This window comes from Mesobacillus jeotgali, from assembly GCF_002874535.1.
GTDB classification, from domain to species: Bacteria; Bacillota; Bacilli; order Bacillales; family Cytobacillaceae; genus Mesobacillus; species Mesobacillus jeotgali.
The window spans coordinates 690,493-713,828 of sequence record NZ_CP025025.1 but is presented as its reverse complement, the minus strand read 5'-3'; the positions used below and the strand labels follow the sequence as shown (position 1 = coordinate 713,828).

Here is a 23,336-nt window from a genome sequence, read left to right as displayed (position 1 = left end):
AAATAAAATTAAATAAATTAATTATTTTTAAAATAAATATTTACATTTTTAATACGAATGTATAATATATACCTAAACACACTGAAAGGAGGCAGTTATGGCTTATCCTGTACTAACAAATTGTCCTGTTTGCAGCCAAACCCTTAAAATTACCAAGCTAAAATGCAATCACTGTGATACAACCATTGAAAACGAATTTGAACTTTCAAGGCTTGCTTCTTTAACAAAGGAACAGCTTCACTTCGTCGAAATCTTCCTTGTATCCCGCGGAAATATTAAAGAAGTGGAAAAGGAGCTCGGAATTTCCTATCCGACTGTCCGGGGAAAGCTTAACGATATTATCACTGCCCTTGGATATGACACTCAAAAGAAAAATGAGCTGGATGAAAAGAAAATCGTTGCGATGCTGGAGAAGGGTGAAATATCTCCAGAAGATGCCATCAAACTTTTAAAAGGTGAATAGGAGGAATTTTGATGAGTGAAGAAATTTCAAGAATTTTAACGATGGTACAAGAAGGAAAAATCGATTCCGATAAAGGTGCCCAGCTGATTGCTGTACTTCAAGAAAAAGAAACTCCTGTTTTTCCTAAAAAACAAAATAAATACTTAGAGAAAACATTAAAAATCCGTGTTGTATCCAGTGAAAATGACAATGTGAACGTCAATGTGCCGATCAAGCTCGTAAAAGCCCTTCTCAAAACCGGTCACAGCATCGCTGCTGGCATCCCTCAATCCCAGCAATACGTCAAGGATCTCGATATCAACATGCTGATCGAGGCAATCGAAAATGAGCTGGATGGGAATATCGTTGATATCCAATCAGCAAACGGTGATACCGTTAAAGTCGCCATTGAGTAAAGCATATGATGAAAATAAAAATCAAAACATCTAATAAGATCGCATTCTCCCTCCCAGTCCCTTACACAATCTTAAAAGCTGCCAACTCCATTCTTACATCTAAAAAATTTCGGAACCAGATGCACAAATGGGCGAATCAAGATCTTGAGCATAAACATGTCCCTCCCTGGCTTTTCGATACTTTACTAAACAAACAGCTAATGAATGAAATCATCCACGAACTGGGCAAGCACAAAGGAACTTTGCTTGTTGATGTGAGATTGCATGATGGTACAGAGGTCATTGTGAAGCTATGAAAGAAAGAAACCCTGACTCCATTTGAAACGAAGACAGGGTTTCTTTCTATATCAGAACAATTTTTCGAAGCAAACATATAATTCATGTCCTTCTGGCTTTCCATTCATCATAACTCTTCCGGTAATCTTATAACCCCTTTTTTCATAAAAGGAGACAGCCCCCTCATTTCCGGAGTAAGTATCTAACCGGAGCACACCATATCCGTGATCCTTCGCAAAGTCCTCGGCAAATTGCAGCATCTTGCTGCCATACCCCCCACCCTGAGCAGATGGGTCGACACAAAACGAGTGGAGAATCAGCGGCTTTCCTTCTGTTTTAGACCAGTTCGCATTCTCCCATTCAGGAGCCTGCCACTCATCGAGGACCATCACACCAATTGTGTCCTTGCCTTTTTTCAATACAAACAGCTCTTCACCCTGCATCGCATTTTCGAAATACTCATGATTGGGGTATTTTTCATCCCATTGCAAGATGCCTCTCGACTCAAGATACTCTTTGCATTCCGCAAACATCTCGCCGATGACAGGTAAATCCTCTTCGGTTGCACGCTCAATTTGTTCTGCAGCCATAATTTATTACTCCTTCACCGCACTTTATTCGCTGTCAGGCGTTATGTTAAAAAAGTTTGCACTTTTGTTCTTCTTCTTTTCTTCATTTTTCCTATCATCCATTTTCCCGTCGGATTCATAGCTTAATTTGAATTGGTTCTCCTTCTTTTTCATTCCTATTCCTCCTAAATTGAAATACTCCCATCCCATCCTCGCTTAATTCTACTGTAGAATAGCTATTCTGTTTTGCACAATCCGAGCAGCCAAATCGAGTCGCCCTACTTAACAGTATTCTGTGCCTTTTTTTACCTCTGAATGCATAAAAAGCACCGGTTTCTAAAGAAACCGATGCTAGATGTGACATTAATATGCAAAGTAGTGATTGCCTATCTGTTTGGTCACGGTTCTCGTAAAAATCCATTGATCAGTGGCTAGCTTTGGATTGTAGTAATAAACCGACCCATAAGAAGGATCCCAGCCGAGCAATGCATCCTTTACTGCAAGGTACGCTGTAGCGGTCGGCGAAAGATTAAACTGGCCATCATTTACTGCTGTAAAAGCATTTCTTTGAAAGATGACATCTTGTACTGTGTCAGGAAAGTCATCAGAATCTGCCCTATTTAAAATCACCGATGCCACTGCGACCTGTCCCTGGTAACTCTCTCCCCGGGATTCCCCATATACCACATGAGCCATCATCTCGATTTCCTGAATAAGCCTGGATGTCTTCGGACCAACGCCTCCAATCGGTTCAAGGCCAAAATCCCTTTGAAACTGCTTCACTGCTGCTGTAGTGATTGGACCATAGTAGCCAGTTGTTGTCGTATTAAAATAGCCGAGCTTTTTCAAAATAGATTGAACATATGTAACATCTGACCCAACTGACCCCATTCCAATGCTCGCTGCCTGAGCTCCTGGCTGCCCAAAACCAAGAATAGTACAAATGACAATTGCCCCTGCCAGGCTCTTTATGTACTTCATCAAACTCTTCACTCCCATTTCCTTTTAACTTGTATGTATAATCATTTCCAGTGGACTAACCAAATGCACCTCCTTTTTCATATCCATATACAGTTCCCTGTTATGAAAATGTAAAAACTCGTACAAAAGAATGGAAATGGTCAATGGTACAAATTTCATAGTCACGTATCTTTTTTCATCTTCTTAACGTTATTAGAATATACTGTAAAAATATTTAGCTTTACGAAGGTTTATAATTATCGGATAATTATGGAGAAGTAAAAAAAATCGAAACCGAGAGGCAAGGATATGTGGAGAAATAAAAATGTCTGGATTTTATTGACCGGCGAGTTTATTGCCGGGTTAGGACTATGGCTTGGAATCATTGGAAATCTTGAGTTTATGCAGGAACATATTCCTTCTGACTTTTTAAAATCGTTGCTGCTTGCAGCTGGATTACTGGCTGGGATCGCAGTTGGACCTCTTGCAGGAAGATTGACAGACCAATACAGCAAAAAGACTGTCATGCTGATTTCTGGTTTCGTACGAATAATCAGTGTCGTTTTTATGCTGATTGCCATTCAAACCAGTTCAGTATGGTGGATGCTTGTCTTCCTTGTGTTATTGCAAATATCTGCCGCTTTCTACTTTCCGGCACTCCAGGCAGCAATTCCGCTTGTCGTTAGTGAGAAGGACTTATTGCAGCTGAATGGAGTCCATATGAATGTGTCCACGTTGTCGCGGATTATCGGGACTGCCGCTGCAGGAATTTTGCTTGTGGCCATCCCTTTGAATGCTGTGTATCTCCTTTCGATGGCGGCCTACACCATCCTGTTCGGACTGACCTGGTTCTTACAGTTTGATGAAAACAAAAAGGCTTCTGCAGTCAAAGATGGTCAGCAAAAACAAGGATTCAAAGACGTGTTCCCTATCATCGTCAAGCTGCCGATTGTAATGATGACCTTGATTTTGACATTGATTCCGCTTATATTCCTGGGAGGCTTCAACCTGGTTGTCATCAATATAAGTGAGCTGCAGGACAGTACTGCCATCAAAGGCTGGATTTATACTGCCGAAGGTCTCGCCTTCATGAGCGGCGCGTTTTTGATCAAACGCATCAGCTATAAATTTTCACCATATAAAATCTTGTTCGCTAGCTCGATGCTGATCGGCTTCTCCCAGCTTATGCTCTATTTTGCCAATCAGCCAGTCCTGACGATCATCGCCTTTTTGCTGTTCGGATTTTCAGTAGGCTGCTTCTTCCCGACAGCCGCTACGATTTTCCAAACCAGAGTGCCCAAAGACTTTCATGGACGTTTCTTCTCGTTCCGGAATATGATGGACCGCGTCTTCTTCCAGGTTGTCCTGTTAATGACCGGATTCCTTCTCGATGCAGTCGGACTCCAAAATATGAGCGTCATGTTCGGTGCCTTGTCAATAATAATGACAGTCATTTTCTTTGTCAGGTCCCGTAATTTACGAGTGATTTCAGAAACCGGGCAAAAAACATTATAACTATCGGCAAAGGAAGAGGAATATCGTTATTGATCTGTTTACATTTTACGGGGGCAACGTTTATTATCCTCGCAGAAAAAAAGTTTAAATATTATGTGGCCTTGTTTCTATTTGTACTCGGATGCATTGGCTGAATTGCTGCCTTGCTTGGGTATGGTTGGCTGATGACTGCAGTTGTAAGTTCAGTTCTGTTGTTGTTGGCGGTTATCGCCTTCTTCATTGCGTTTGTGTTGGATTTTTACGATAGGAAAAAGAATCAGGCATCATCCAGATTTGGATGATGCCTCGTTTGATTTAAGGGGGTTGCTGGATTTCACTTTTTCCCCTTTTAGTATCAATTAATTATGGGCAATGCAGAGCTTTCTTATGATAAGAGATCATCTACAAGTTCAATAGCTTTGTTTAATCTGTCTTCGTAATCCCCACTGATTACCTCATAAGCTACTCCGCGATCATTCAATAATTTTTTCAGAGATTCATTGTTTGCATTGCGAACGGTTTGCTCTCCAAAGCTTCTAGTACCATCATCTACCCATTTAACATCCGGTTCAAGGAATAGCCATAAGTCATAGTTTTGATTGGCAGCAAGTGAATCCAAAACTGGCTGGTGTTCATCCACATAGAGCTTTGAGAAATATTGGGTAACCGTCGCCTCTGTATCAATGAACAAAACTTTATTCGCCTTATTCACCTGTTGCTTTTCTTGGTATTTATGCTCGATTGCAATTTCGGGAAAGTCTGTGGACAAAGTAATATTTTCACAGTCTCCAAGCCTCTCATAGTAGGCTCGTCCAATCTCTTCTACGTATGTAGTGTTATATAAGGCTGCCAGGTTACGGACGAGTGTGGATTTTCCGCAGCTTTCTGTCCCCACAATGACGACTTTTTTTACAAAAAAGGGCTGAACAACCTTGGGCAGGATGTTCCAATGCTTAAAAGCACCTTCCGTTCGGATCTCAGTCGCGGAAATCGGATATTTCTCCCTTCCTGCGTCTATTACCACATGTTTCGCATTTGGATATAAGACATCAAAATATTCGCTATAACGATGTTCTGAACTGAATACAACATCAATTTCCTTACCTACGGCTTTTTTGATTGCCTCTGCTCCTTTTTCCCAATCTGAAAAACTGCCTGTCTGAATTTCTTCAATAGCATGGACATGGACATGTGGCAGTTCCTTCGCAAGCTGCATCCACCATCTTAGGCGCTGTCTAAATGGAATATAGGGGATCATGGCATCTTTAAAAATCACTTTCTTCTCATATTCAGTATCAAACGAAACAATAACATGAAGTTCGTCGACCATCGTACTGGCTCGGATCATCGCATACACATGGCCAAGATGTACGGGAACAAATTTGCCCCCGTACATCCCTACTTTTCCAAGTGTCATGCTGCTGCCTCCAAATCCTGGCGGTTGGCCATTTTCGTCCAGTTAATATAGCCATAAATGGAGTTCACCAGGAACGCTGACCACATGACAAGCATCGAGATATCATTTCCTCCAGTAGATACCAATGCTCCAATCCAAAGGAAGATTGACAGTACATTAACGGAAATCCATAGGGCCCATTGCTCAGCGAAACGCTTAAGCATTAGAATTTGGGCAGAAATAGAAAGAATATTTGTAGCCGAGTCGATCCAGACGCTCTTGCCCCCAAGAAATTTAAGGAAGAAGCCATATACGACAATTGATACGGCTACGATAGCAAGAAGTTTGACCCACCCTTGCTTCGTAAGGCGCTGAACTGGTATATCCTCACCTTTGACACTTTCACTATCCGTGATTTGATTCTTTCTCCACATATAAATTCCAATGAACTGAACCGGGAAATAAAACAATCCGTTTAGCATCGCCTCTCCATACAGCCCATATGTATAAGCGATATAGGCATATGTTGAAGTCTGGATGATTCCGAAATAATAGTTTGATATTTTCCCCTTTGCTACGAGTACCACGCACAGCATTCCCGTAATAGAAGAAACCAGCCCTAAGAACGAATCCTCCCAGGCGAAAAACAGGTAAATATTGACCGCTGTGAATATCAGCAGCCAACTCTTTTCAAAAGTCGTCCAATCCTTTATAAATTTCATTCATACCACTCCAAGTTGTAATTAACTTTGTTTTCCATTTCCAATTCCACATGATTGATTGTTTTTCCTTCTTTATTGATATATATGAAACTAACTTTGCAGGCAAACCGTATAAAAAATATAATGATTCCTTTTAGAGGTGATAAGAATGTGGTTTTTATTAGGGATTCAGCTTTTCCTGATTTGTTTGTTTTTCATCTTCGGCTGGGCGATCGTGAAAAAGGAATGGTACTGGCTTATTTCTAATTTCAATGGCAAACCAAAGGATGAGCAGCAGCAATTAATCAAGAATGGCTATCCACAAAGAGTCGGGAAGCTGATGCTGGCTACTGCAGCCGGGATGGCCCTTTTGCTGCCTTTAAGTTTCACTTCTTTTCAATTTTCCCTCGAAGTCCAGTTTGGTTTCATGATGGTATTCCTTCTCGGGGGTCTGATTTACCTTTCCAAATATGAAATAAAAGAGAAACGCAAGCGGAGTTATATCTTCAGTTCCCTTCTCGCCATTGGAACTATTGGGTTTATAGTGGGACTTACCTTTGTAGGCTATAAGGACTTTGAACTGAAGGACCATGGTGATTCTTTCGAAATTACAGGCATGTATGGCGAAGTGTGGGACTACGCAGATATTCGCCATGTAGAACTTCTTGAGGAAATGCCAGAAGTGACATGGAAACAAAATGGGTTCGGTCTTGCAACGATGGCAAAGGGCTTTTTCAAGGTAGAAGATTACGGAAGCAGCCTGCTTTTCATCCACAAAGGTTCTCAACCATATCTATTCATCGAAACGGACAATGACAAGATATTCATCAACAGTAAGAATCCAGATGAAACCGCAGAATGGTATGATATTCTCTCCAAAAGAACCAGGTAGGTGCCCCGTGAAAAACGGGCACCCTTTTTTATATCTAAACTCTCTGATGAGGATTGCGGGATTCCCAACAAATACAATACAACCTTCCGATGGGAAACAACGCCTGCGATAGAAAGTCCATTTATTGGAATGATGAATTCAAGTTAACTTGTTTGACTCCAACACTTACTAATAGTAACCTGAATATTGCTTACTAAAAGTAACTACAACTTTGGAGGATTAGATATGAACACACCTGAGACAAGCCTTGCCACGGTCATCCGCGAACGCCGTTCTGTCAGAAAATATGACCCTACCGTCAAAATCTCACAAGAAGAGATTTTAGATATTTTAAAAGAGGCAACCCTGGCACCTTCTTCAAGCAATCTCCAGCCATGGAAGTTCCTCGTCATCCAGGACGAGGAAACAAAACAAGAACTAAGAATGATCGCCAACAATCAGGAGCAGGTTGAAACTTCTTCAGCGGTTATTGCGATCCTGGGCGACAAGGAAATGTATCGTAATGGCGAAAAAGTATACCGCAGTTCTTTCGAAGCTGGATACATGGATGAACCAATAATGAACAAAATGATTGAGAACACCAATAAATTATACTCTTCTGCACCTGTTGGGATCAGGGAGAACATCGCCTCCTTCGATGCTGGCCTTATCTCCATGCAGCTCATGCTGATTGCCAGAGCCCGGGGTTATGATACTGTTCCAATGGGCGGGTTCAACAAACAGCAATTCATTGAAAAATTCAACATTGATGGACGCTATATGCCTGTCCTGCTGCTGCCTATCGGAAAGGCTGCTGCTCCTGGCCATCCAACGACCCGCGTTCCGGTCGAGGAAATAGTGGATTTTATATAAGAACATGAAAAAGAACTAGTCCGAGGACTAGTTCTTTTTATTAGGAATTTCACAACCATCGTCATCACAAATCATTCCATCATCATTGTTCAAAACGGTGATTCGATTTTCGGCAATGACTTTTTTCAATGATTGGACGATAACATCAGTCGGCTGTGCACCCGTAATGGCATACTTCTTATCGATCAGGAAGAATGGCACACCTGTGATACCATATTGCTGGCCAGTGCTTTCATCAGTACTGACTTCATCGGCCATATCATCGCTGGCAAGCATTTTTTCTACTGCTTCACGGTCAAGGCCAACTTCTACAGCCAATTCCGTCAATGTTCCATGGTCCCCAATATGTTTCGATTCGGTAAAATAGGCACGCAAAATTCTTTCGGTCATCTCTGCCATTAACCCATGCTTTTTTGCAAACATCGTCAAACGGTGAGCATCAAATGTGTTGGTTAAAATAAGTGTGTCCATATTATATTCCAGGCCGGCTTCCCTGGCCATTTGCACCATATTAGCTGTGCTGGCTTTCGCCTGGGCAATGCTCATCCCATATTTCTTCGCTAAAGCTTCATATATGTTATATTCGATGTCCCGTCCCATGTTGGGATCAAGCTCGAAGCATCGATACGTCACTTCAATCGGGTGATCAATCTGTTTAATAGCGTCATCCAGACGCCTTTTGCCAATATAGCAGAACGGTCAAGCAAAGTCAGTCCACATTTCAATTTGCATTATGGATCCCTCCATTTCGTTATTTCCCCCTATAGTATAGGTGTTAATCTTGTAAAATACACGAGATTCGACTCGAAGGGTATAGGCTCATCAATGATGACATTGCCTATCTATTCTATTTCATAAACCAGCCAGTCTGATTGTTTTCCACCCATTTTATTGTAAAGACTTTGAGCAATATAGTTATCCTTGGCTGTTTCCCAGGTCATATAGGCAAAGTTATTCTCCCTGATATGTGAGAGGCATTTCTTAAACAGCTGCTCGCCAGCCCTATAGCCTCTTGCATCGGCAGAAACGAATAAATCATTTAGAATTGCCGCTCGTTTTACCTGGAGAGTACTGAAAGTAAAATACAGGGTTGCGAATCCCACGATTTCGCCTTCTTTTTCGGCCACAAATTGCAAACCCGAGTCAGGATGATACTGCAAGTGTTGAATCAAATTTTTCAATTCTGCTTCATTTGGTTCTGGCTTCTTGTAAAAATCAACAATATATTGGGTCATTAAATGGTATAACTTTGGAATATCCCGCTCTTCAGCAGTTCGTATAGTCAGTTCAGTCATGATCTTGCCTCCAAAAATATAGTTTCTCAATCTCTCTAGAATCTTTTACAATGAACAGTTTATTCTGATGGACGCCAAGAATAGTCAGGATTTCCTGTCTGCTCTTCTCCTCAAAATACCTGTTCCAAACAAACATCTTCCTGAATATTTTTAGAGTTGGAGCGTAATTAGCCTTTTCAACTCCAAGTTTTTGCAGAATAAATCTTCTAATGATCCTGTATTTTCTTTTTCGATAGGATAGGTCCAAGAAAATGATCATATCTGCTTTTTCAAAGCTCTGCGCAACCCATTCATAATGGACACCCTCGATAATCCAGGAATCCGCTTTAACGATTGACTTCAAATATTCATTTCGTTCCTTTTCACTCCGCCTAATATCACTCGTATCGGTTCTTTTCCAGACAACATTGTCAAGCTCATGGTGTGGTAATTTGAATCTGGCAGACAGACTTCTGGCCAGGGTTGTCTTCCCGCTTCCGACAGAACCAATGATATGGATTTTATCAGGTTTAATTTTTGTCATAATACATCATCACTTTGTCTATAGGTTAAACTTCAAATTCTCTGTTTTCATGTTAATTCCTCTTTTTTCGCAAAATAAAAAAGCTGCCTGAACAGCTTTTTCGAATTTATGCATTTTGCAGAGTCTGAATCTCTTTGAATGCCTGATGAAGATTTGATTTAACCATTATTCCTTCGAGGTTGAGTCCAAGCGTCACCATAGTATGGGCAACCTCTGGACGGATGCCAGTCATGATGGTCTTTACCCCAACTAGTGATAGAGCGCTGATTACCTTGAACAACTGGTCCGCAACCATCGTATCAACGATCATGACTCCGGACACATCAAAGATAAGGTGAGTAAGCTTGAGTTTTACAGCCTGGTCCAGTGTTTCTTCCATCAACAGCTGAGCCCTTTCAGTATCTACGTTTCCAACAAGAGGCAATACTCCAACTCCCGGCATTAACGGAACGACTGGTACTGACAGTTCCAGCAATGCAGTTTTTGCGTTTTCAAGGCTCTTTTGGTGCGCGTCTACGAACGTAAGGCTGAAGCTGTAGATAGCATGGTCCATCAATGGATCTATAATATCCAAAACACCAAAGATGACAGAAGCAGGCATATCCTTTGCTTCTTCTTTGATTGCTTTCCAAATATGCTCACGGTAAAAGCTTGTATCTTTAAGTGCTTCATCAAGAGATGCACCCAGCTTATAGATGTATTCACCAGTTTCTTTACCCCAGTTTGTAATATTAGCAAATGCCTTCTCCTGGTCTTGATGCTCAATCAATGCTTCACCGAATAATCCAATGAAGTCCGCCCGGATCTCAAGGATTTGCTGTTCAATTTTACCAAGGTCATACTTCTGGGCTTCTGTTAAAACGGATTCAGAATACCTGCCTTCGTGGACAGCTTTGGCGATTTCATGCTTCCTGCTGACAATTGCTTCTCCTAATGCTTGAAGTTCTGTGGTCATGTAGATTCCTCCATGTGTTCAATGACAATTTTATATATAGTCCTACGAATTATATTCCAAAATACACTGTTATAATCCATCATAACGCAGGTTCAGAATTCAGGACAAGTTTTTGCACTTATGAACGTTCACCGAATCTGATTTCCGAGACGAGTAACTCAGTTTTTTTCGCCACATATAGCTTTCAATCTGGAAAAATTATGTACAAACAAGGACTGCTGCCATTCAAGATTAGTTAATTGATGGCAACAGTCCTTTTTTATAAAAGTATGCAATTAAATTCATCGCAGGCTCTGGCATTTTTTTCGGGAAGCGTTCATGCCTGTAATATTTATAAAAAGCGCTTTTTAGGTCTTCCCACTGAGAACATTGCTTCGCCTGTCGGAATCGAGCCACATCTATAAGCTTGACTTCATCCTCAGGAGTGATAATGATATTGCGCAGATGTATATCAGACGGGTTCAGGCCTTTTTCTCTTACAAGCTTAAGAGCATGATCGACCTCATCAATATAGCCGGCGGCAATCGGCATGCCATTTACCAAACATTGATATAGCGTCATGCCCCGAACATAATCCATGACCAGATAATTGCTTCCCGCCTCATGAAGAGTAGGGAAGAATGGATTTCCGGCAAGCTCCTTATAAATCCCCGCCTCTTCTTCTGCCACCTTCTCGAATTGCGGAAAAAATACCTTTAAAACAAGATTTGTACCGTTAATTCGGAACGCGAACGCACTTCTTCCCTCTCCAATCAGCTTTAGTGATGGAGCTTTATGAATCAAAGCTGCTTTTAATCCTCGGGTTGAATAAACTACACTATCTGCAAGATGTTTATAGTGATTCATTTTTCCGCTCCTCTCACCGTGGTCCAGAAAGGCGGGGACAGTTTTTTCCATACGCACAGATTCCACAGTTCAGCCTTTCACCACCTTGATCATGTCTTCGTCCCAGCTTTCAACTCCCTGTTTAAAGACCAGCTTTGTTTTAAAATGATAAGAGATATCCTTGCTTGAAGGAGGGACATCCAGCGGCAGCAGAAAGCTGAACGGCACCATATCGTCCCCATCTGGCTGAATCCTCAACTGTACATCGAATAATACCTTATCCAGTACGGTTTCTGCTTCTGTCTTCAAATTAACCATGACAAGGGCACACTCTATGAGCTGGAGGTCCTGGTCAACCGTCCCGCCCTTAATCAAAAACTTCCCATTCACCGGATCACCAGGGATTAAAACATCCTTCTCCAAAATCAGATCGATCTGGGCGGAGCCTACCCCTAGCAAAGACATATACTTCCGTAGTAACATCCTGTTCCTCCGTCTATTTACTTTTTTGTGTTGGTGTATTTGTCATCAAGCCGCTTCTCGATAATCTCGATCCGCTTTTGGTCTGCTAACAATTCTTCCTTGTTCTTTTTAACAAGTTCATCAAAACTAAGCTGTATTCTCTTCACAACATCCACACTCCAATAATTAAATTTATGTTTCAAGGTAAGAAAATGTCTCTGGAAAAACTATTTTTAGCCATCATTTATTTGTTCCCCGCCTGCTTCTTCGGAAATGTGTTCTTTGGATTTTGGCCTAAAGCTCTTTTTGCCCCTGTACGGGGACATACCCCATCTTCCCGTTACCTTAATCTCCTTTTCTTCGCCAGTACGGGTACATTCGTCTTCAGTTTTTCTAAGAAAAGCGCAAGCGCCTTGTTCAGCCCCGACAAGCGCTGGAGGGCCTGGCGGTGAAGTCGTTCTTTGACTTCTGTGACAGGATCGAAGCGTCTCGAGGGGCTAGGCGCTGAAGCTATACAATTCTCAAAGTGAAATTCACACTTTTTTATCTGACAAAAAAGACCTTCACCCGCTCAGGTGAAGGTCTGGAGACAAATAAAGACCTTCACCAAATATGGCAAAGGTCTTGCTAACAACTATCGTTGCCAACAAAGCCGGGAGTGAACTCCGTAATGACGACTCTGTTGTGAAAGCTACTCCCCTTTAGGAGAAACTATTCAAATGTATACAGTTATGATACATGACAACTCAAAGTCTGTCAATTCACCCCAAGTATGAGCAGGCTGCTTCGGGTGTGTTTTCGCTTGCTATTACTTGCCGTTATTTTTCCCTTTTCCTTTGTTGGAATCTTCATCGCTGTCATCATCTTTTTGCTCATCATTCTCTTCGTCTTCTTCGTCTTCTTCATCTTCTTGTTTTTCTTTATTCTTCTTGGCTTCTTCTTGTCGCTTTTCTTCAGCTTTCTTTGCTGCTTCACGTTTTTGTTCTTCTGCTTTTTTCTCAGCTTCCGCTTTCTTTTCTGCAGCCTTCTTTGCTGCCTCTTCAGCCTTCTTCACAGCTTCCGCCTTCTTTTCTGCAGCCTTCTTTGCTGCCTCTTCTGCCCTCTTTACAGCTTCCGCTTTCTTTTCTTCTGCTTTCGTCACACTGTTCTTGATGTTAGATTTCGTTCCAGTGCTACTAGCTGATGCGACACTCACTTGCTGTTCAGTGGTTTGCTCAGTTGAAGCTGTGCCTTCATTTTCATCTTCAGTACCCGTTGCTTCATCTGGCTGTTCTGCTTCTTCGGTGCCCTCTTCGGATCCTTCTGCGTTTTCATCAGTTTCTGCTTTTTCATCTGTTTCTTCATCAGATGCCTGTTTTTTGCCTGATGCGAGGCCTTTCATTTGAGATGGATGAACACCAAGCTGCTTTGCTGCCTGTCCGAATCCAATCTTTTCTTCTGTATATAAAGCAGTGATTTCTTCTACTGTTTTGCCAGCTGCATCTGCCAGCCAGAAGATTTGAGCGATTTGGCCATATCCCAACTCCTGTTCCCGCAGCTGGGAAACCATTTCCTGATCCAGATCCTTCACTACATTTGCAACGACCTTCGCTTGTTCCGTTGCTTCTTCAACCTCTTCCTTCAGCTCATCTTCCAGGTCTTCAGTCAACTCATCCTCAACTTCAGAAACGTTTTCCAGCTCTTCTGTCAGTTCGTCTTCACCTTCAGAATCAGTCTCTTCTTCTACAATTACTTCTGTGACCTTCTCTTCAGCTGCCTCAAGAGCCTCTAAATATTCTTCAAATGCTTGTTGAACGAATTCTGCTTTTTCTTCAGTTGACATCGCTGTAGCTTCAGCCAATCTCTCGTTTGCGAATTCAAGTAGAAGCTGGGCTTCTTTTTCATCATCGAAAGTTACTAGAAGCTTCAATTCCTCAAATAATTGGTCAAACGTAAATAAAAATTCATCAGGCGTCGTTCCCGGATCCACTGTTTCGACTAGCTCATCTGCAGAGACTCCCGTTCCAAAAGCTAGCACTCCGGTCAAAATTGTTGATGCTAAAAGCTTCTTCATTCCAATACCCCCACTTAATACTATATTGGAATTAAAATCGACAAAAAAAGTGCTGTCCGAAGAGCAGCACATACACAAGCTATGTGAATCTTCGGCAACTGGCTGGCATGGTCAATGACTTTAGCCCCTGTAGCTTTGCGCCCCCAGATTTCTCTGGGTTTGCCATTATCGGATTTTAATTCTACTTTAATCTTACTTTTTCGACAGGGAAAAAGAAATAGAAATTTTAAAAACTTATAATTATTCAGCTGCCTCGCCGAACTTCCCTTCCTGATAATCACGGTAAGCCTGGCGAATCTCTTCCATCGAATTCATAACAAACGGTCCGTAGGCCACCACTTCCTCTTTGATTGGCTTCCCGGAATATACCAATACTCTTGATCGCTTATTCGCTTTCAGCATTAGTCCGCTTGTACCTTCACCTCCGTCATTAAAAGTCAAAGTCGCTGCTGAAGATTTTTGGAGGTTTGTCTGGCTTGAGCCGGCATCAATGTCACCTGAAAGTACATAAAGGAACGCATTATGTTCTTCCGGTAATTCATAAGGAAACTCCGCCCCCTCAGTCAGCTTAATTTCTGATAGCGTAAAAGGCACTAATGGTTCGAGTGGCCCTTTCACTCCAGCTGTTTCACCTGAATACACCTTTAATGTACCGCCTTCAAACTGTACAACAGGTGCATTTTCTGAATATACGTTTTGATAAGAAGTGGTCGTGCCTTTCAACTCCCTAGGTAAGTTCAGCCAGAGCTGCAGTGTATGTGCTATATCATTGTCCACTGCCTCTTCAGCATGCCGCGCACCGCTACCGGCGTTCATGTACTGGATATCACCAGATTCCAGGATACTGTGACCACCATGGTTGTCAATGTGCTCAAGCCTGCCGTCAATGATATATGTGATTGTCTGGAAACCGCGATGTGGATGATCGGAAAACGTCCCTCGCTTAAACCAGTCCTCCGCCATTAAAATGAAAGGATCCAGCTCCCTCCAGTTTTGCGGATTAAGTACTAACCCTGCCTGGACGTGCGGCATCCCTCTCTCTTCATATTGAACGGTCCAATGGTTCTTGATATCTCTTTTAAACATTTGCATAACCCCTTTATCTAAAGTAGCCTAAGTTCTTATCACCAAATTATAACAATCCTGTGATATATTTTAAAATAAAGAATCTTTAAAACGAGATATGTAAGTATTATGGATTGGATTTGTGTTTTTCCATTCTAGCAGAATGATCGATATTCCAGAGAAAGGCGAAAACTTATGAACATAAATCAAGATTTCAATTGGGTAGGAAACGAGGAAGGTTTTGTGGACCACCCAAATATAGTTCAACTTGGGAATATTGTCATTGGCCAGTACGGAGGGAATTCCAGTGCAGGCCAATACAAAAATGAGGATGGCTGCTTCATTTTGACAAATCCTCTACAGAATTGGGAGTTTGTGATTCTATTAGATGCCCACACTAGTGCCGAAAGTGCTGAACTCATTGTTGAAGCCTTCAGGCAACAAAAGGGTAAAATAAGAAGTTTCCTCTCCCTATCTATAAATGAAGCTTTCCGAAGTTTGGAACGTTTTACCCTTAACCTTTTTCAAAGTAAGCAGTTTTTAGAGGATTGCAAGAGAATTAAAGGAGAAACTGCCTGCTTGATTGTCGCCAGGAAAGGCAATTACTGCTGGTGGTTTTCTGTTGGCGACTGTCTATTCTACTTGCACCATCCCGAACTTTCCTCACTTGGCCAATATCAAGTAAACCAGCGCCATTTTTTTGAATGGATTGGTCAAGTAAACACCTTTAGTCTAGCTGTTCCTTGCTTCAGCAACGGAACAAAGGAAATGCGAAAAGGCGTGAATCATCTCATCATGACAACGGATGGACTGGTAGAGTGCCCAGGGGAGCCCTACATAGACCCAAAAGCCATTTTTAATGAATTCTCTCATTCGTCCAACAAAGATGGAGTAAGAAAACTGCTTAAAAGAATTCAAGATAACAATGTACGTGATAGCACAACCATCGTATCCTGGATGGTTGTCAACGATGAAGAAGCGACAATACCAAGTGAATAAGAACTGAAATGACGCCCAGATGAACCTACTTGGGCGTATTTTGTTTCTTTAGTTTTCCATCGACCCGAAATTTATAGCAAACCCCAACTATTATTCTAATAAAATATATTGTGAGAAGGTCCTTTATCCTATATAATATAAAACTGGCTTTTAAATAACGTGGTTCGTAACCATCCCACGTAAAAAAACTAGGAGAGATGAAAAATGAATACGAGAACGATTGTCCGGAACGGGATTCTGGCTGCCTTATATATAGCCGTTTCTGCCGTCATACAGCCATTTGGCTTCACAAATGTGCAATTCCGCGTATCGGAAATGTTCAACCACTTAATTGTTTTCAATAAGAAATATTTCTTTGGAATCGTATTGGGTGTATTTTTAACCAATCTGCTTTTTTCGCCAATGGTCGCATACGACCTTGTCTTTGGAGTTGGCCAGTCTGTGATATCCTTGCTGATTACTATTTTCACAGCAAAATATATAAAAAGCATCATCGGCCGCATGATCGTGAATACAATGGTCTTCACCTTCACGATGTTCCTGATTGCAATTGAACTGAACCTGGCATTCCAATTGCCATTCTGGTTCACATGGCTGACAACGGCTGCAGGTGAGTTCACGGTAATGGCTGTAGGCATTCCTGTTATGCTTGCGATTCACAAGCGAGTAAACCTTGAAAAACTAGTTTAAAATAGATGAAAACGCATGGAGAGTAAACCATGCGTTTTTTTACGCCTTAAACCTGAAGGCTGCCAGTAAACTTCATCAGAAACTCCCTATCTTCTTTAAAACCAAAATCTAATTCGCTCATCTCACTCACCTTTTTCCAGGCAATTTCATGGATCAGCCCGTCAGGATCCTGAATTTTGCTATCTCCTCCGGTTACTTTTATCTCGAAGTACTGAACCTTGACTTCCACTCCGGAAATGACGCCAGTTTTCATAAAAAGCTGACGGACGATTTCTGCTTCATATCCGGTTTCCTCCAGCACTTCCCTGATGCAGCACTGCTCGAAAGTCTCGCCGGTTTCCTTACCGCCTGCAGGTACTGCCCATAGTTTTTCTTCGTCCTTTTTCCCCTGCAGGACCATCAGTATTTCCCCATGTCCGTTTTTGCATACACCAGCTGAACCTTCCCATAATTCCATTCACATATCCCCTTTATCTTCCAAAGCAAAATTTTTTAGTTATGCCAGAAATAAGCATTCTCCTCCTTAGCAACGCTCGCTTTTAGGCATTTACGGAGAATAAAACTTCATCCCTCAACATATAATCCTTGTTTTTCTCATAGCATATTGTAGGACTTTTTCCTGAGGGAGGTTCATAATGATCATTCATGTTGTCCAAAGAGGTGAATCACTGTGGCAAATCGCAAACAGATATCAAGTGACAATTCCACAGATTACTGATATTAACGGTCTTGAAAACCCAAACCAGCTGGTCGTTGGCCAGGCCTTGCTTATTCCATCTCATGATACATTCCATTCAGTTCGATCCGGTGAAGCATTATGGTCAATTGCCCAGCGTTACGGGACGACCGCAGATGCCATCATCCGGGCTAATGCTATAACCAACCCTGCCCTTATCTACCCTGGGACCGTACTCCGCATTCCCGCCACACGACACACGATCCAGCGCGGTGAAACCTTATGGCATATATCCCAGCGTTACGGTGTAACCATACAGGCGATCATCAAGGCAAATCAAATCCAAAATCCCAATCTGCTGTATCCAGGGACTATTCTAATCATTCCAAAACGGAAACCAACGATTGAATCGAATGCATTCACTTACCATTCTGATGAAAAGGCAATTGAGCTGGTCGGCGAAGTAGCTGACCTGATGACCTATATTGCTCCGTTTGCATATGTCATTCAGCCTGACGGTTCGCTTGTTCTTTACATGAAGGATGATACCGAAGCCATCCAGACTGGACTGGCAAAAGGCGCTCTGCCAATGATGTCGATCACCAACTTTACAGCGACTGAGGCTGGGGAGAATATCGCCCATGAAGTTCTTGCCAGTGAAGCAAATCGTAACACACTGCTAAACAATATCCTTACTGTCATGCGTGAAAAAGGGTACCGTGGCTTGAATATTGATTTCGAAAATGTCCTGCCTGCTGACCGTGAGCTTTATAATACATTTCTGCAGGAAGCTGTTGATGCCCTTCATAAAGAAGGCTATTTTGTTTCAACTTCTCTTGCGCCAAAAGTCAGGGCCGATCAAAAAGGATTATTATATGAAGCGCATGATTATCCTGCACACGGCAGGATAGCAGATTTTGTTGTTTTGATGACCTATGAATGGGGCTACCGTTTCGGGTCTCCTCAGGCTGTTTCGCCTTTGAACGAAATCCGCAGAGTCCTTGATTACGCGATTACCGCTATTCCAAGAAATAAAATCCTGATGGGATTCCAGCTATATGCAAGAGACTGGATCATTCCCCATGTCCAGGGGCAGGAAGCAGAAACATACAGCCCGCAGGAAGCAGTCAGCCGAGCCATCAGATATGGCGCTGCGATCCAATATGATACTGTAGCAGCATCGCCATACTTCCGTTACACTGATGAACAGGGCCGTGAACACGAAGTATGGTTCGAAGACGCCCGCAGTGCCCAGGCAAAGTTTGACCTGATCAAGCAATACAATCTGCGTGGAGTCAGCTACTGGGTTCTTGGCTACCCGTTCCCGCAAAACTGGGCCCTGCTGGACGATAACTTCAATATCAAAAAGTTGCAGTAAGCCCTTTTAGATTCACATATTAAAATAGCCTTCTAATGCCCCATCTTCTAGAAGGCTATTTGTCATCTCCCATCTTGATTTACTTAGAAAGTGCTGTCTCACTCCTGCCAGGCATTTTCAGTTCCTTCTATAAATCTTCCATCCTTCATGATTGGCACAACGCAGGAAACATTTAGCTGACTGCAATACTTTACATCTTCCTCATAGCCTCGTTCTCGCAATTCACGTCCGCTGCCGGAATCCCAAACCAATTCTTTTAAACGATTTACTGAACTAGCAAAAGCTCCTGCGCATACTTCTGCTTCCGGAGATTTCCCACCGCTCAGCTCTGCAAGTATTGCACCAGCACCTAAATAATCCTCAATCGACGGCCTCAGTCGGTCTTCATTTTCACGAGCATCATTCCATAGTTCCCCGCATGGCACAACTGTGATGTCTGCCCCTGTATCCTGCTGCAGCTTATCTGCCATCACTGCAGCAGCAGAAGCATTAAGCAATGATCCTATCAATAGCAGTGGCACCTTGGAAGCAATCCACGAACAATATGCACCATTAAGCGAAGACAATACGTACCGTTTATTGCGATGCTCCTCATTAAATGTCACCGGCGACAAGGTGGGTTTTCCCTTTTTAGCTGCTTCTGCCCTTCCGAGAATATATTCTGCACCAATGCTGGCTGCATATTTATTTCCATCGAGCTCAGGAGGATATGGAAAGATCATTGCCCCCGCGCTTAAAGCAGAGACGATTGTGGACGAAAAGCTTAGTACATCGACAATGATGACTATATCTCCCCGCTCTGCTGCCTCCCTCGCCCCACGCCTTCCCCACTCCACCTTACATTCATAAAGAGACTGACTGAACATTCACACTCACCTCGCATTTTTCTGTGGAAATTAATTATTCTCCGTTGATCTGCCTATTCCTTCTCAGTCTTCAGCCCTACGCAAAAATCTGTCTCTGGCTCATTATGAAATTCTATTTCAAGGGATAAAATGGAAATATCTTAAGGGGAATTAAAAGATTCCTATTTTCAACCCAACTAAAGATTACTACCACAGGTATTATTATGAAAAAATAATGATAAGTTTACAAATTTATAGTTATTTTTTCCTATAAAAGTGTGTATAATCTGTTTTTGGGCGAATAAAATAGAAATTTTTTACATTCCTATTTCACGATAGTATTGGGGAGGTTTTTATGAATTTATTGAAATTTATTGTTCAGAAAAAAATCTTAGTAAGTTTAATGGTTGTGTTAGTTTTATTGATTGGCAGCTTTTCAGTTTTAAAGCTGGATAAGGAGCTATTTCCATCAATCAAGATGGATGGCGCTTATGTGGAAATCTATGCCGGGGAGATGCCGGCAATTGAAGTGGAAAGAACCATCACTACTCCGCTTGAAAAAAAGATCCTCGGCATTGAAGGTGTAGAGGAAGTCCTTTCGAGCAGCAACATCGGGAAAAGCTCCATGCAGCTAACGATTGAACGTGGCCGTGGAGAGGAAGTATTCAAGGAAGTCGAGTCAGTTGTGAATTCAACGACCTCCGATATGAGCGGTGTCAAAGATGTGATGACCGGACAATTTGGCACTAGCCAGGCTTACGACTTTTTCATGGATGTATCTGGCTCTGACATGGAAAAGATGACAGCCTTCGCTAAGAATATCCTGGAACCAAGGCTGGAGGCTCTTCCTGAAGTACATGATGTCTTGCTGTCAGGCAGCCTGGAAAAAGAAGTCACTGTTGAACTAAAACGTGACGAACTATTAAAAAATGGGCTGGATGCAGCACAGGTGATTGGTGCAATCCAGCAGGCAAACAATGAAGCAACACTGGGCCAGCTAAACAACGAAACAAACTCCCCTTCCCTTAGATGGAATACACAGCTAGAATCGGTCGAGAATGTCAAAAGCCTGCAAATCCCGGCAGCGAATGGTTTTATCAAATTAACACAGGTTGCCGACGTTAAACTGCAGCCCCTGGAAAGCTCTTCGTTTGTCTGGAAAAATGGCTCGAAGGATTTCATTTTTGTCCAGGTAGGCAGAGTAGCCGATGCCACTCAAATCGAGATGGCGGAAGCGGTGCGTGAGGAAATCAAACAAATCCGAAAGGAAGGTTTGGTCAGCGGCGTTGAATTGAATGAAATGGTCGCCCAGGCAGATTATGTGAAGGAATCCATTGATGGTGTGACAAGCAACATCCTGATTGGTGCCGCTATTGCCGTTGCGATCCTGATGCTGTTCTTAAGGAATATCCGTGCTACATTGATCGTCGGACTATCGATTCCAACATCGGTACTGCTCACTTTCGCTTCAATGTGGGTTTTGGGATACAGCTTTAATATGCTTACCCTGATTGGTCTCGGACTCGGAATCGGGATGATGGTCGATTCATCTATTGTTATTCTGGAATCCATTTACCGTAAAAAAGAACTAGGTTTAAAGAGTCTTGAGGCAGTCATTAATGGAACCAAGGAAGTAGCTACAGCCGTACTGGCTTCGATGCTGACAACGATTGTCGTGTTCGCACCAATCGGCTTGCTTGGAGGTGAGATGGGCTCCTTCATGATCATCCTTTCTGTTGTTGTCGCCATCACTCTCATCAGCTCTGTGATTGTTTCATTCACACTGATTCCTTCTCTATCCGAGAAGTTCCTGAAGCTGAAAAAGAAAGAAAAGATCAACAAAGAAGGCCGCCTTGTACGCGGATACAGCAAAATGATTTCATGGACCATCATGAAAAAACGCCACAGCTTTGCTGTCATCGGCCTGTTCTTCCTCATGCTCATTGGATCGCTTTTGCTGGTAACAAAGATTCCAATGACCATCATGCCAGACATGATGAACCGTTATGCGGAGCTCATGGTAACCGTAGAACCGGGTCTAAGCTTAGATGAAAAACAGGAAATCGTAAGTGAAATGAACAAAGCTTTAGACGAAATTCAGGATGTTGAATCAAACTATGTAATGGATAACGGCAATATGCTGTACACCATCATCAATATGACAAAAGGCAATGAAATTACAAGAGAACAAAAAGACGTGAACGAAGAGATTCTTAAGTCATTAAGAGGTCTTGATGAGAAGGTACCTTTGAAAAGCGCGGCAGCAGCCATGTCTGCAGGCGGCGGTTCCCCTGTCCAAGTCAATATCTCAGGTGAAAGCTTTGACCAACTCAACACAATCGCTGATGGATTTATAGAAGAGCTTAAGTCTATTGAAGGAATTGTCGCGGTCGAAAACTCCATTGAAAGGACTTCAGTTGAACAAGTCGTCCAACTGAATGAGTCTGAAATTGAAAAAGCAGGATTGTCACAGCCACAGATCAAGCAATTCATCGAGCAAGCCTTTTTACAGATGCCTGTAGGTGAACTGAAAATCAATGAGGAAAACGTTCCGTTAAAAGTGAAATGGGATGAAGAGATGACGACCAAATCCGCTTTGCTTGACCTGAAAGTCCCAACTCCTTCAGGTGAGAAAAAGCTATCTAAGTTCATCTCATTGAAGAGTGTCGAAAATCCAAACGAAATCTCGCACAAGGATGGCGAACGATATATCTCGATTTCGGCAGATATTGAAGGCAAAGACCTTGGCACCATCAACCGTGAAGTCCAAAAGCTAATGGACAAATATGATGTACCAGAAGGCTACAGCATTGCACCTGCAGGAGATCTTGAGCAGCAGCAGGAAATGGTTCAGGATATGGTCCTGATCCTGGCGATTTCCATCTTCCTTGTCTACCTGGTCATGGCCGTCCAATTCAACCACCTGGGGCACCCGCTGATCGTCATGTCCGTCATCCCGATGACCATCGTTGGAGTCATTCTTGGATTATTCCTGACACAGCAGGAACTAAGCATCATGTCCGGAATGGGCATCATCATGCTGATTGGTATCGTTTTGAATAACGCGATTTTATTGATCGACCGGACAAACCAGCTGCGCAACGAAGGTTCCACTGTTCAGGAAGCACTTGTTGAAGCTGGCAAAAACCGCATCCGCCCAATTCTGATGACAACACTGACAACTGTTGGGGGCATGCTTCCATTAGCAATGGCAACAGGAGGATCAGGAAACTACCAGGCGCCAATGGCAACAGCCATCATTGCCGGACTGAGCTTCGCGACGCTGATTACCTTGCTGCTGATCCCGGCTGTATACCGCATCTTCACAAGAAGCGCAGTAAAGCGAAGTTGGTTCAGCAGGAAAGCAAAGAAAAGCAAGGAATCCATCACACCTGTTCCAGAGATATTGAGCTAAACATAAACGAGGCAAAACGATCATTTTATCGTTTTGCCTCGTTTTTTTAAGAAATTACTTAAATATTTTCTTAATGAGACTTTAGTGAGTATAACGCGCTCCTATTGCATCCTATCAATATAACAATAATAGTGCCTAACCGAGTGGTTAGGCACTA

The 23,336-nt window shown here is 42.5% G+C and carries 26 protein-coding genes and 2 riboswitches; of the genes, 10 read left to right on the top strand and 16 right to left on the bottom strand.

Annotation, left to right across the window (positions count from 1 at the left end; translation table 11 throughout):
• The first annotated feature begins 97 nt into the window (after positions 1-97).
• The 3 genes from CD004_RS03470 to CD004_RS03460 are packed head-to-tail and all read left to right on the top strand — an operon-like array spanning position 98 to position 1,154.
• On the top strand, positions 98-463 hold the full coding sequence (locus CD004_RS03470; RefSeq protein WP_102261501.1) for a DUF2089 domain-containing protein: 366 nt from the start codon (positions 98-100) through the stop codon (positions 461-463).
• An 11-nt stretch (positions 464-474) separates the two neighbouring features.
• Positions 475-858: an SHOCT-like domain-containing protein gene (locus tag CD004_RS03465; protein ID WP_102261500.1), complete on the top strand. Its 384-nt coding sequence runs from the start codon at positions 475-477 to the stop codon at positions 856-858.
• Positions 859-863: 5 nt separating this feature from the next.
• Positions 864-1,154: a hypothetical protein gene (locus CD004_RS03460; protein WP_102261499.1), complete on the top strand. Its 291-nt coding sequence runs from the start codon at positions 864-866 to the stop codon at positions 1,152-1,154.
• Between the two features lie 51 nt (positions 1,155-1,205).
• On the opposite strand, the gene CD004_RS03455 is transcribed toward CD004_RS03460, so the two are convergent.
• The 3 genes from CD004_RS03455 to CD004_RS03450 all read right to left on the bottom strand — a co-directional run bounded on the left by CD004_RS03455 (position 1,206) and on the right by CD004_RS03450 (position 2,684).
• A complete protein-coding gene (locus CD004_RS03455) occupies positions 1,206-1,724 on the bottom strand; it encodes a GNAT family N-acetyltransferase (RefSeq protein WP_102261498.1) in 519 nt (172 codons plus the stop codon).
• Between the two features lie 24 nt (positions 1,725-1,748).
• Positions 1,749-1,877: a hypothetical protein gene (locus tag CD004_RS24405; RefSeq protein WP_264188275.1), complete on the bottom strand. Its 129-nt coding sequence runs from the start codon at positions 1,875-1,877 to the stop codon at positions 1,749-1,751.
• A gap of 189 nt (positions 1,878-2,066) precedes the next feature.
• Positions 2,067-2,684 carry a cell wall hydrolase gene (locus CD004_RS03450; protein ID WP_102261497.1) on the bottom strand — a complete coding sequence of 206 codons (618 nt, stop codon included), beginning with the start codon at positions 2,682-2,684 and terminating at the stop codon, positions 2,067-2,069.
• A gap of 288 nt (positions 2,685-2,972) precedes the next feature.
• Here CD004_RS03450 and CD004_RS03445 point away from each other — a divergent pair, with 288 nt between their 5' ends.
• On the top strand, positions 2,973-4,178 hold the full coding sequence (locus tag CD004_RS03445; RefSeq protein WP_102261496.1) for an MFS transporter: 1,206 nt from the start codon (positions 2,973-2,975) through the stop codon (positions 4,176-4,178).
• Positions 4,179-4,542: 364 nt separating this feature from the next.
• On the opposite strand, the gene nadR is transcribed toward CD004_RS03445, so the two are convergent.
• On the bottom strand, positions 4,543-5,574 hold the full coding sequence (gene nadR, locus CD004_RS03440) for a multifunctional transcriptional regulator/nicotinamide-nucleotide adenylyltransferase/ribosylnicotinamide kinase NadR (RefSeq protein WP_102261495.1): 1,032 nt from the start codon (positions 5,572-5,574) through the stop codon (positions 4,543-4,545).
• Positions 5,571-6,275 carry a nicotinamide riboside transporter PnuC gene (gene pnuC / locus CD004_RS03435; RefSeq protein ID WP_102261494.1) on the bottom strand — a complete coding sequence of 235 codons (705 nt, stop codon included), beginning with the start codon at positions 6,273-6,275 and terminating at the stop codon, positions 5,571-5,573. The genes nadR and pnuC overlap by 4 nt, the downstream gene beginning before the upstream one ends.
• A 148-nt stretch (positions 6,276-6,423) precedes the next feature.
• On the opposite strand from pnuC, the gene CD004_RS03430 reads away from it, so the two are divergent.
• Entirely contained in the window at positions 6,424-7,146 is a 723-nt protein-coding gene (locus CD004_RS03430; protein ID WP_102261493.1) for a DUF3784 domain-containing protein, read from the top strand.
• A gap of 225 nt (positions 7,147-7,371) precedes the next feature.
• Positions 7,372-7,998 carry a nitroreductase family protein gene (locus CD004_RS03425; protein ID WP_102261492.1) on the top strand — a complete coding sequence of 209 codons (627 nt, stop codon included), beginning with the start codon at positions 7,372-7,374 and terminating at the stop codon, positions 7,996-7,998.
• A gap of 27 nt (positions 7,999-8,025) precedes the next feature.
• On the opposite strand, the gene CD004_RS03420 is transcribed toward CD004_RS03425, so the two are convergent.
• The 9 genes from CD004_RS03420 to CD004_RS03380 all read right to left on the bottom strand — a co-directional run bounded on the left by CD004_RS03420 (position 8,026) and on the right by CD004_RS03380 (position 15,197).
• The gene (locus CD004_RS03420; RefSeq protein WP_267892366.1) at positions 8,026-8,685 is read right to left on the bottom strand and encodes a DsbA family oxidoreductase; all 660 of its coding nucleotides are present in this window, start codon (positions 8,683-8,685) and stop codon (positions 8,026-8,028) included.
• Positions 8,686-8,840: 155 nt separating this feature from the next.
• Positions 8,841-9,293: a GNAT family N-acetyltransferase gene (locus tag CD004_RS03415; RefSeq protein ID WP_102261490.1), complete on the bottom strand. Its 453-nt coding sequence runs from the start codon at positions 9,291-9,293 to the stop codon at positions 8,841-8,843.
• Complete coding sequence (locus CD004_RS03410; protein WP_102261489.1) at positions 9,286-9,816, bottom strand: AAA family ATPase; 531 nt, start codon at positions 9,814-9,816, stop codon at positions 9,286-9,288. The genes CD004_RS03415 and CD004_RS03410 overlap by 8 nt, the downstream gene beginning before the upstream one ends.
• A 106-nt stretch (positions 9,817-9,922) precedes the next feature.
• Positions 9,923-10,771, bottom strand: coding sequence for an STAS domain-containing protein (locus CD004_RS03405; RefSeq protein WP_102261488.1), 849 nt, complete (start codon positions 10,769-10,771; stop codon positions 9,923-9,925).
• A gap of 231 nt (positions 10,772-11,002) precedes the next feature.
• Positions 11,003-11,617, bottom strand: a complete 615-nt coding sequence (locus CD004_RS03400; protein ID WP_102264974.1) for a protein kinase family protein — start codon at positions 11,615-11,617, stop codon at positions 11,003-11,005.
• Positions 11,618-11,686: 69 nt separating this feature from the next.
• The gene (locus tag CD004_RS03395; RefSeq protein WP_102261487.1) at positions 11,687-12,079 is read right to left on the bottom strand and encodes a sporulation protein; all 393 of its coding nucleotides are present in this window, start codon (positions 12,077-12,079) and stop codon (positions 11,687-11,689) included.
• Between the two features lie 17 nt (positions 12,080-12,096).
• Entirely contained in the window at positions 12,097-12,225 is a 129-nt protein-coding gene (locus CD004_RS03390; RefSeq protein ID WP_102261486.1) for an FbpB family small basic protein, read from the bottom strand.
• A gap of 641 nt (positions 12,226-12,866) precedes the next feature.
• Positions 12,867-14,111, bottom strand: a complete 1,245-nt coding sequence (locus CD004_RS23690) for a DUF5667 domain-containing protein (RefSeq protein ID WP_158651478.1) — start codon at positions 14,109-14,111, stop codon at positions 12,867-12,869.
• 90 nt (positions 14,112-14,201) lie between these two features.
• Positions 14,202-14,285: riboswitch (cyclic di-GMP riboswitch) on the bottom strand.
• A 66-nt stretch (positions 14,286-14,351) separates the two neighbouring features.
• Positions 14,352-15,197 carry a pirin family protein gene (locus tag CD004_RS03380; protein ID WP_102261485.1) on the bottom strand — a complete coding sequence of 282 codons (846 nt, stop codon included), beginning with the start codon at positions 15,195-15,197 and terminating at the stop codon, positions 14,352-14,354.
• A 174-nt stretch (positions 15,198-15,371) separates the two neighbouring features.
• Here CD004_RS03380 and CD004_RS03375 point away from each other — a divergent pair, with 174 nt between their 5' ends.
• Positions 15,372-16,175 carry a PP2C family serine/threonine-protein phosphatase gene (locus CD004_RS03375; RefSeq protein WP_102261484.1) on the top strand — a complete coding sequence of 268 codons (804 nt, stop codon included), beginning with the start codon at positions 15,372-15,374 and terminating at the stop codon, positions 16,173-16,175.
• Between the two features lie 153 nt (positions 16,176-16,328).
• Positions 16,329-16,373: riboswitch (PreQ1 riboswitch) on the top strand.
• 6 nt (positions 16,374-16,379) lie between these two features.
• Positions 16,380-16,865, top strand: a complete 486-nt coding sequence (locus CD004_RS03370) for a QueT transporter family protein (protein ID WP_102261483.1) — start codon at positions 16,380-16,382, stop codon at positions 16,863-16,865.
• A 46-nt stretch (positions 16,866-16,911) separates the two neighbouring features.
• Here the strand turns inward: CD004_RS03370 and CD004_RS03365 are convergent, their stop codons facing one another.
• A complete protein-coding gene (locus CD004_RS03365) occupies positions 16,912-17,322 on the bottom strand; it encodes an NUDIX hydrolase (RefSeq protein ID WP_102261482.1) in 411 nt (136 codons plus the stop codon).
• 178 nt (positions 17,323-17,500) lie between these two features.
• Between CD004_RS03365 and CD004_RS03360 the strand changes: the two genes are divergently transcribed.
• The gene (locus CD004_RS03360) at positions 17,501-18,919 is read left to right on the top strand and encodes a glycoside hydrolase family 18 protein (protein ID WP_102261481.1); all 1,419 of its coding nucleotides are present in this window, start codon (positions 17,501-17,503) and stop codon (positions 18,917-18,919) included.
• Positions 18,920-19,017: 98 nt separating this feature from the next.
• On the opposite strand, the gene CD004_RS03355 is transcribed toward CD004_RS03360, so the two are convergent.
• Complete coding sequence (locus CD004_RS03355) at positions 19,018-19,785, bottom strand: 2-phosphosulfolactate phosphatase (protein ID WP_102261480.1); 768 nt, start codon at positions 19,783-19,785, stop codon at positions 19,018-19,020.
• A 334-nt stretch (positions 19,786-20,119) separates the two neighbouring features.
• Here CD004_RS03355 and CD004_RS03350 point away from each other — a divergent pair, with 334 nt between their 5' ends.
• Positions 20,120-23,179 (top strand): efflux RND transporter permease subunit, encoded by a 3,060-nt coding sequence (locus CD004_RS03350; RefSeq protein ID WP_102261479.1) that lies wholly within the window; start codon positions 20,120-20,122, stop codon positions 23,177-23,179.
• Positions 23,180-23,336: the final 157 nt, after the last annotated feature.

Bases quoted from the DNA above. Each gene is read 5' to 3' on its own strand.
- pnuC (WP_102261494.1), bottom strand. From the start codon at position 6,275: ATGAAATTTATAAAGGATTGGACGACTTTTGAAAAGAGTTGGCTGCTG.
- CD004_RS24405 (WP_264188275.1), bottom strand. From the start codon at position 1,877: ATGAAAAAGAAGGAGAACCAATTCAAATTAAGCTATGAATCCGACGGG.
- CD004_RS03410 (WP_102261489.1), bottom strand. From the start codon at position 9,816: ATGACAAAAATTAAACCTGATAAAATCCATATCATTGGTTCTGTCGGA.
- CD004_RS03470 (WP_102261501.1), top strand. From the start codon at position 98: ATGGCTTATCCTGTACTAACAAATTGTCCTGTTTGCAGCCAAACCCTT.
- CD004_RS03350 (WP_102261479.1), top strand. From the start codon at position 20,120: ATGAATTTATTGAAATTTATTGTTCAGAAAAAAATCTTAGTAAGTTTA.
- CD004_RS03460 (WP_102261499.1), top strand. From the start codon at position 864: ATGATGAAAATAAAAATCAAAACATCTAATAAGATCGCATTCTCCCTC.
- CD004_RS03370 (WP_102261483.1), top strand. From the start codon at position 16,380: ATGAATACGAGAACGATTGTCCGGAACGGGATTCTGGCTGCCTTATAT.
- CD004_RS03375 (WP_102261484.1), top strand. From the start codon at position 15,372: ATGAACATAAATCAAGATTTCAATTGGGTAGGAAACGAGGAAGGTTTT.
- CD004_RS03405 (WP_102261488.1), bottom strand. From the start codon at position 10,771: ATGACCACAGAACTTCAAGCATTAGGAGAAGCAATTGTCAGCAGGAAG.
- CD004_RS03365 (WP_102261482.1), bottom strand. From the start codon at position 17,322: ATGGAATTATGGGAAGGTTCAGCTGGTGTATGCAAAAACGGACATGGG.
- CD004_RS03360 (WP_102261481.1), top strand. From the start codon at position 17,501: ATGATCATTCATGTTGTCCAAAGAGGTGAATCACTGTGGCAAATCGCA.
- CD004_RS03465 (WP_102261500.1), top strand. From the start codon at position 475: ATGAGTGAAGAAATTTCAAGAATTTTAACGATGGTACAAGAAGGAAAA.
- CD004_RS03400 (WP_102264974.1), bottom strand. From the start codon at position 11,617: ATGAATCACTATAAACATCTTGCAGATAGTGTAGTTTATTCAACCCGA.
- CD004_RS03380 (WP_102261485.1), bottom strand. From the start codon at position 15,197: ATGTTTAAAAGAGATATCAAGAACCATTGGACCGTTCAATATGAAGAG.
- CD004_RS03355 (WP_102261480.1), bottom strand. From the start codon at position 19,785: ATGTTCAGTCAGTCTCTTTATGAATGTAAGGTGGAGTGGGGAAGGCGT.
- CD004_RS03445 (WP_102261496.1), top strand. From the start codon at position 2,973: ATGTGGAGAAATAAAAATGTCTGGATTTTATTGACCGGCGAGTTTATT.
- CD004_RS03415 (WP_102261490.1), bottom strand. From the start codon at position 9,293: ATGACTGAACTGACTATACGAACTGCTGAAGAGCGGGATATTCCAAAG.
- nadR (WP_102261495.1), bottom strand. From the start codon at position 5,574: ATGACACTTGGAAAAGTAGGGATGTACGGGGGCAAATTTGTTCCCGTA.
- CD004_RS03455 (WP_102261498.1), bottom strand. From the start codon at position 1,724: ATGGCTGCAGAACAAATTGAGCGTGCAACCGAAGAGGATTTACCTGTC.
- CD004_RS03395 (WP_102261487.1), bottom strand. From the start codon at position 12,079: ATGTTACTACGGAAGTATATGTCTTTGCTAGGGGTAGGCTCCGCCCAG.
- CD004_RS03425 (WP_102261492.1), top strand. From the start codon at position 7,372: ATGAACACACCTGAGACAAGCCTTGCCACGGTCATCCGCGAACGCCGT.
- CD004_RS03450 (WP_102261497.1), bottom strand. From the start codon at position 2,684: ATGAAGTACATAAAGAGCCTGGCAGGGGCAATTGTCATTTGTACTATT.
- CD004_RS23690 (WP_158651478.1), bottom strand. From the start codon at position 14,111: ATGAAGAAGCTTTTAGCATCAACAATTTTGACCGGAGTGCTAGCTTTT.
- CD004_RS03430 (WP_102261493.1), top strand. From the start codon at position 6,424: ATGTGGTTTTTATTAGGGATTCAGCTTTTCCTGATTTGTTTGTTTTTC.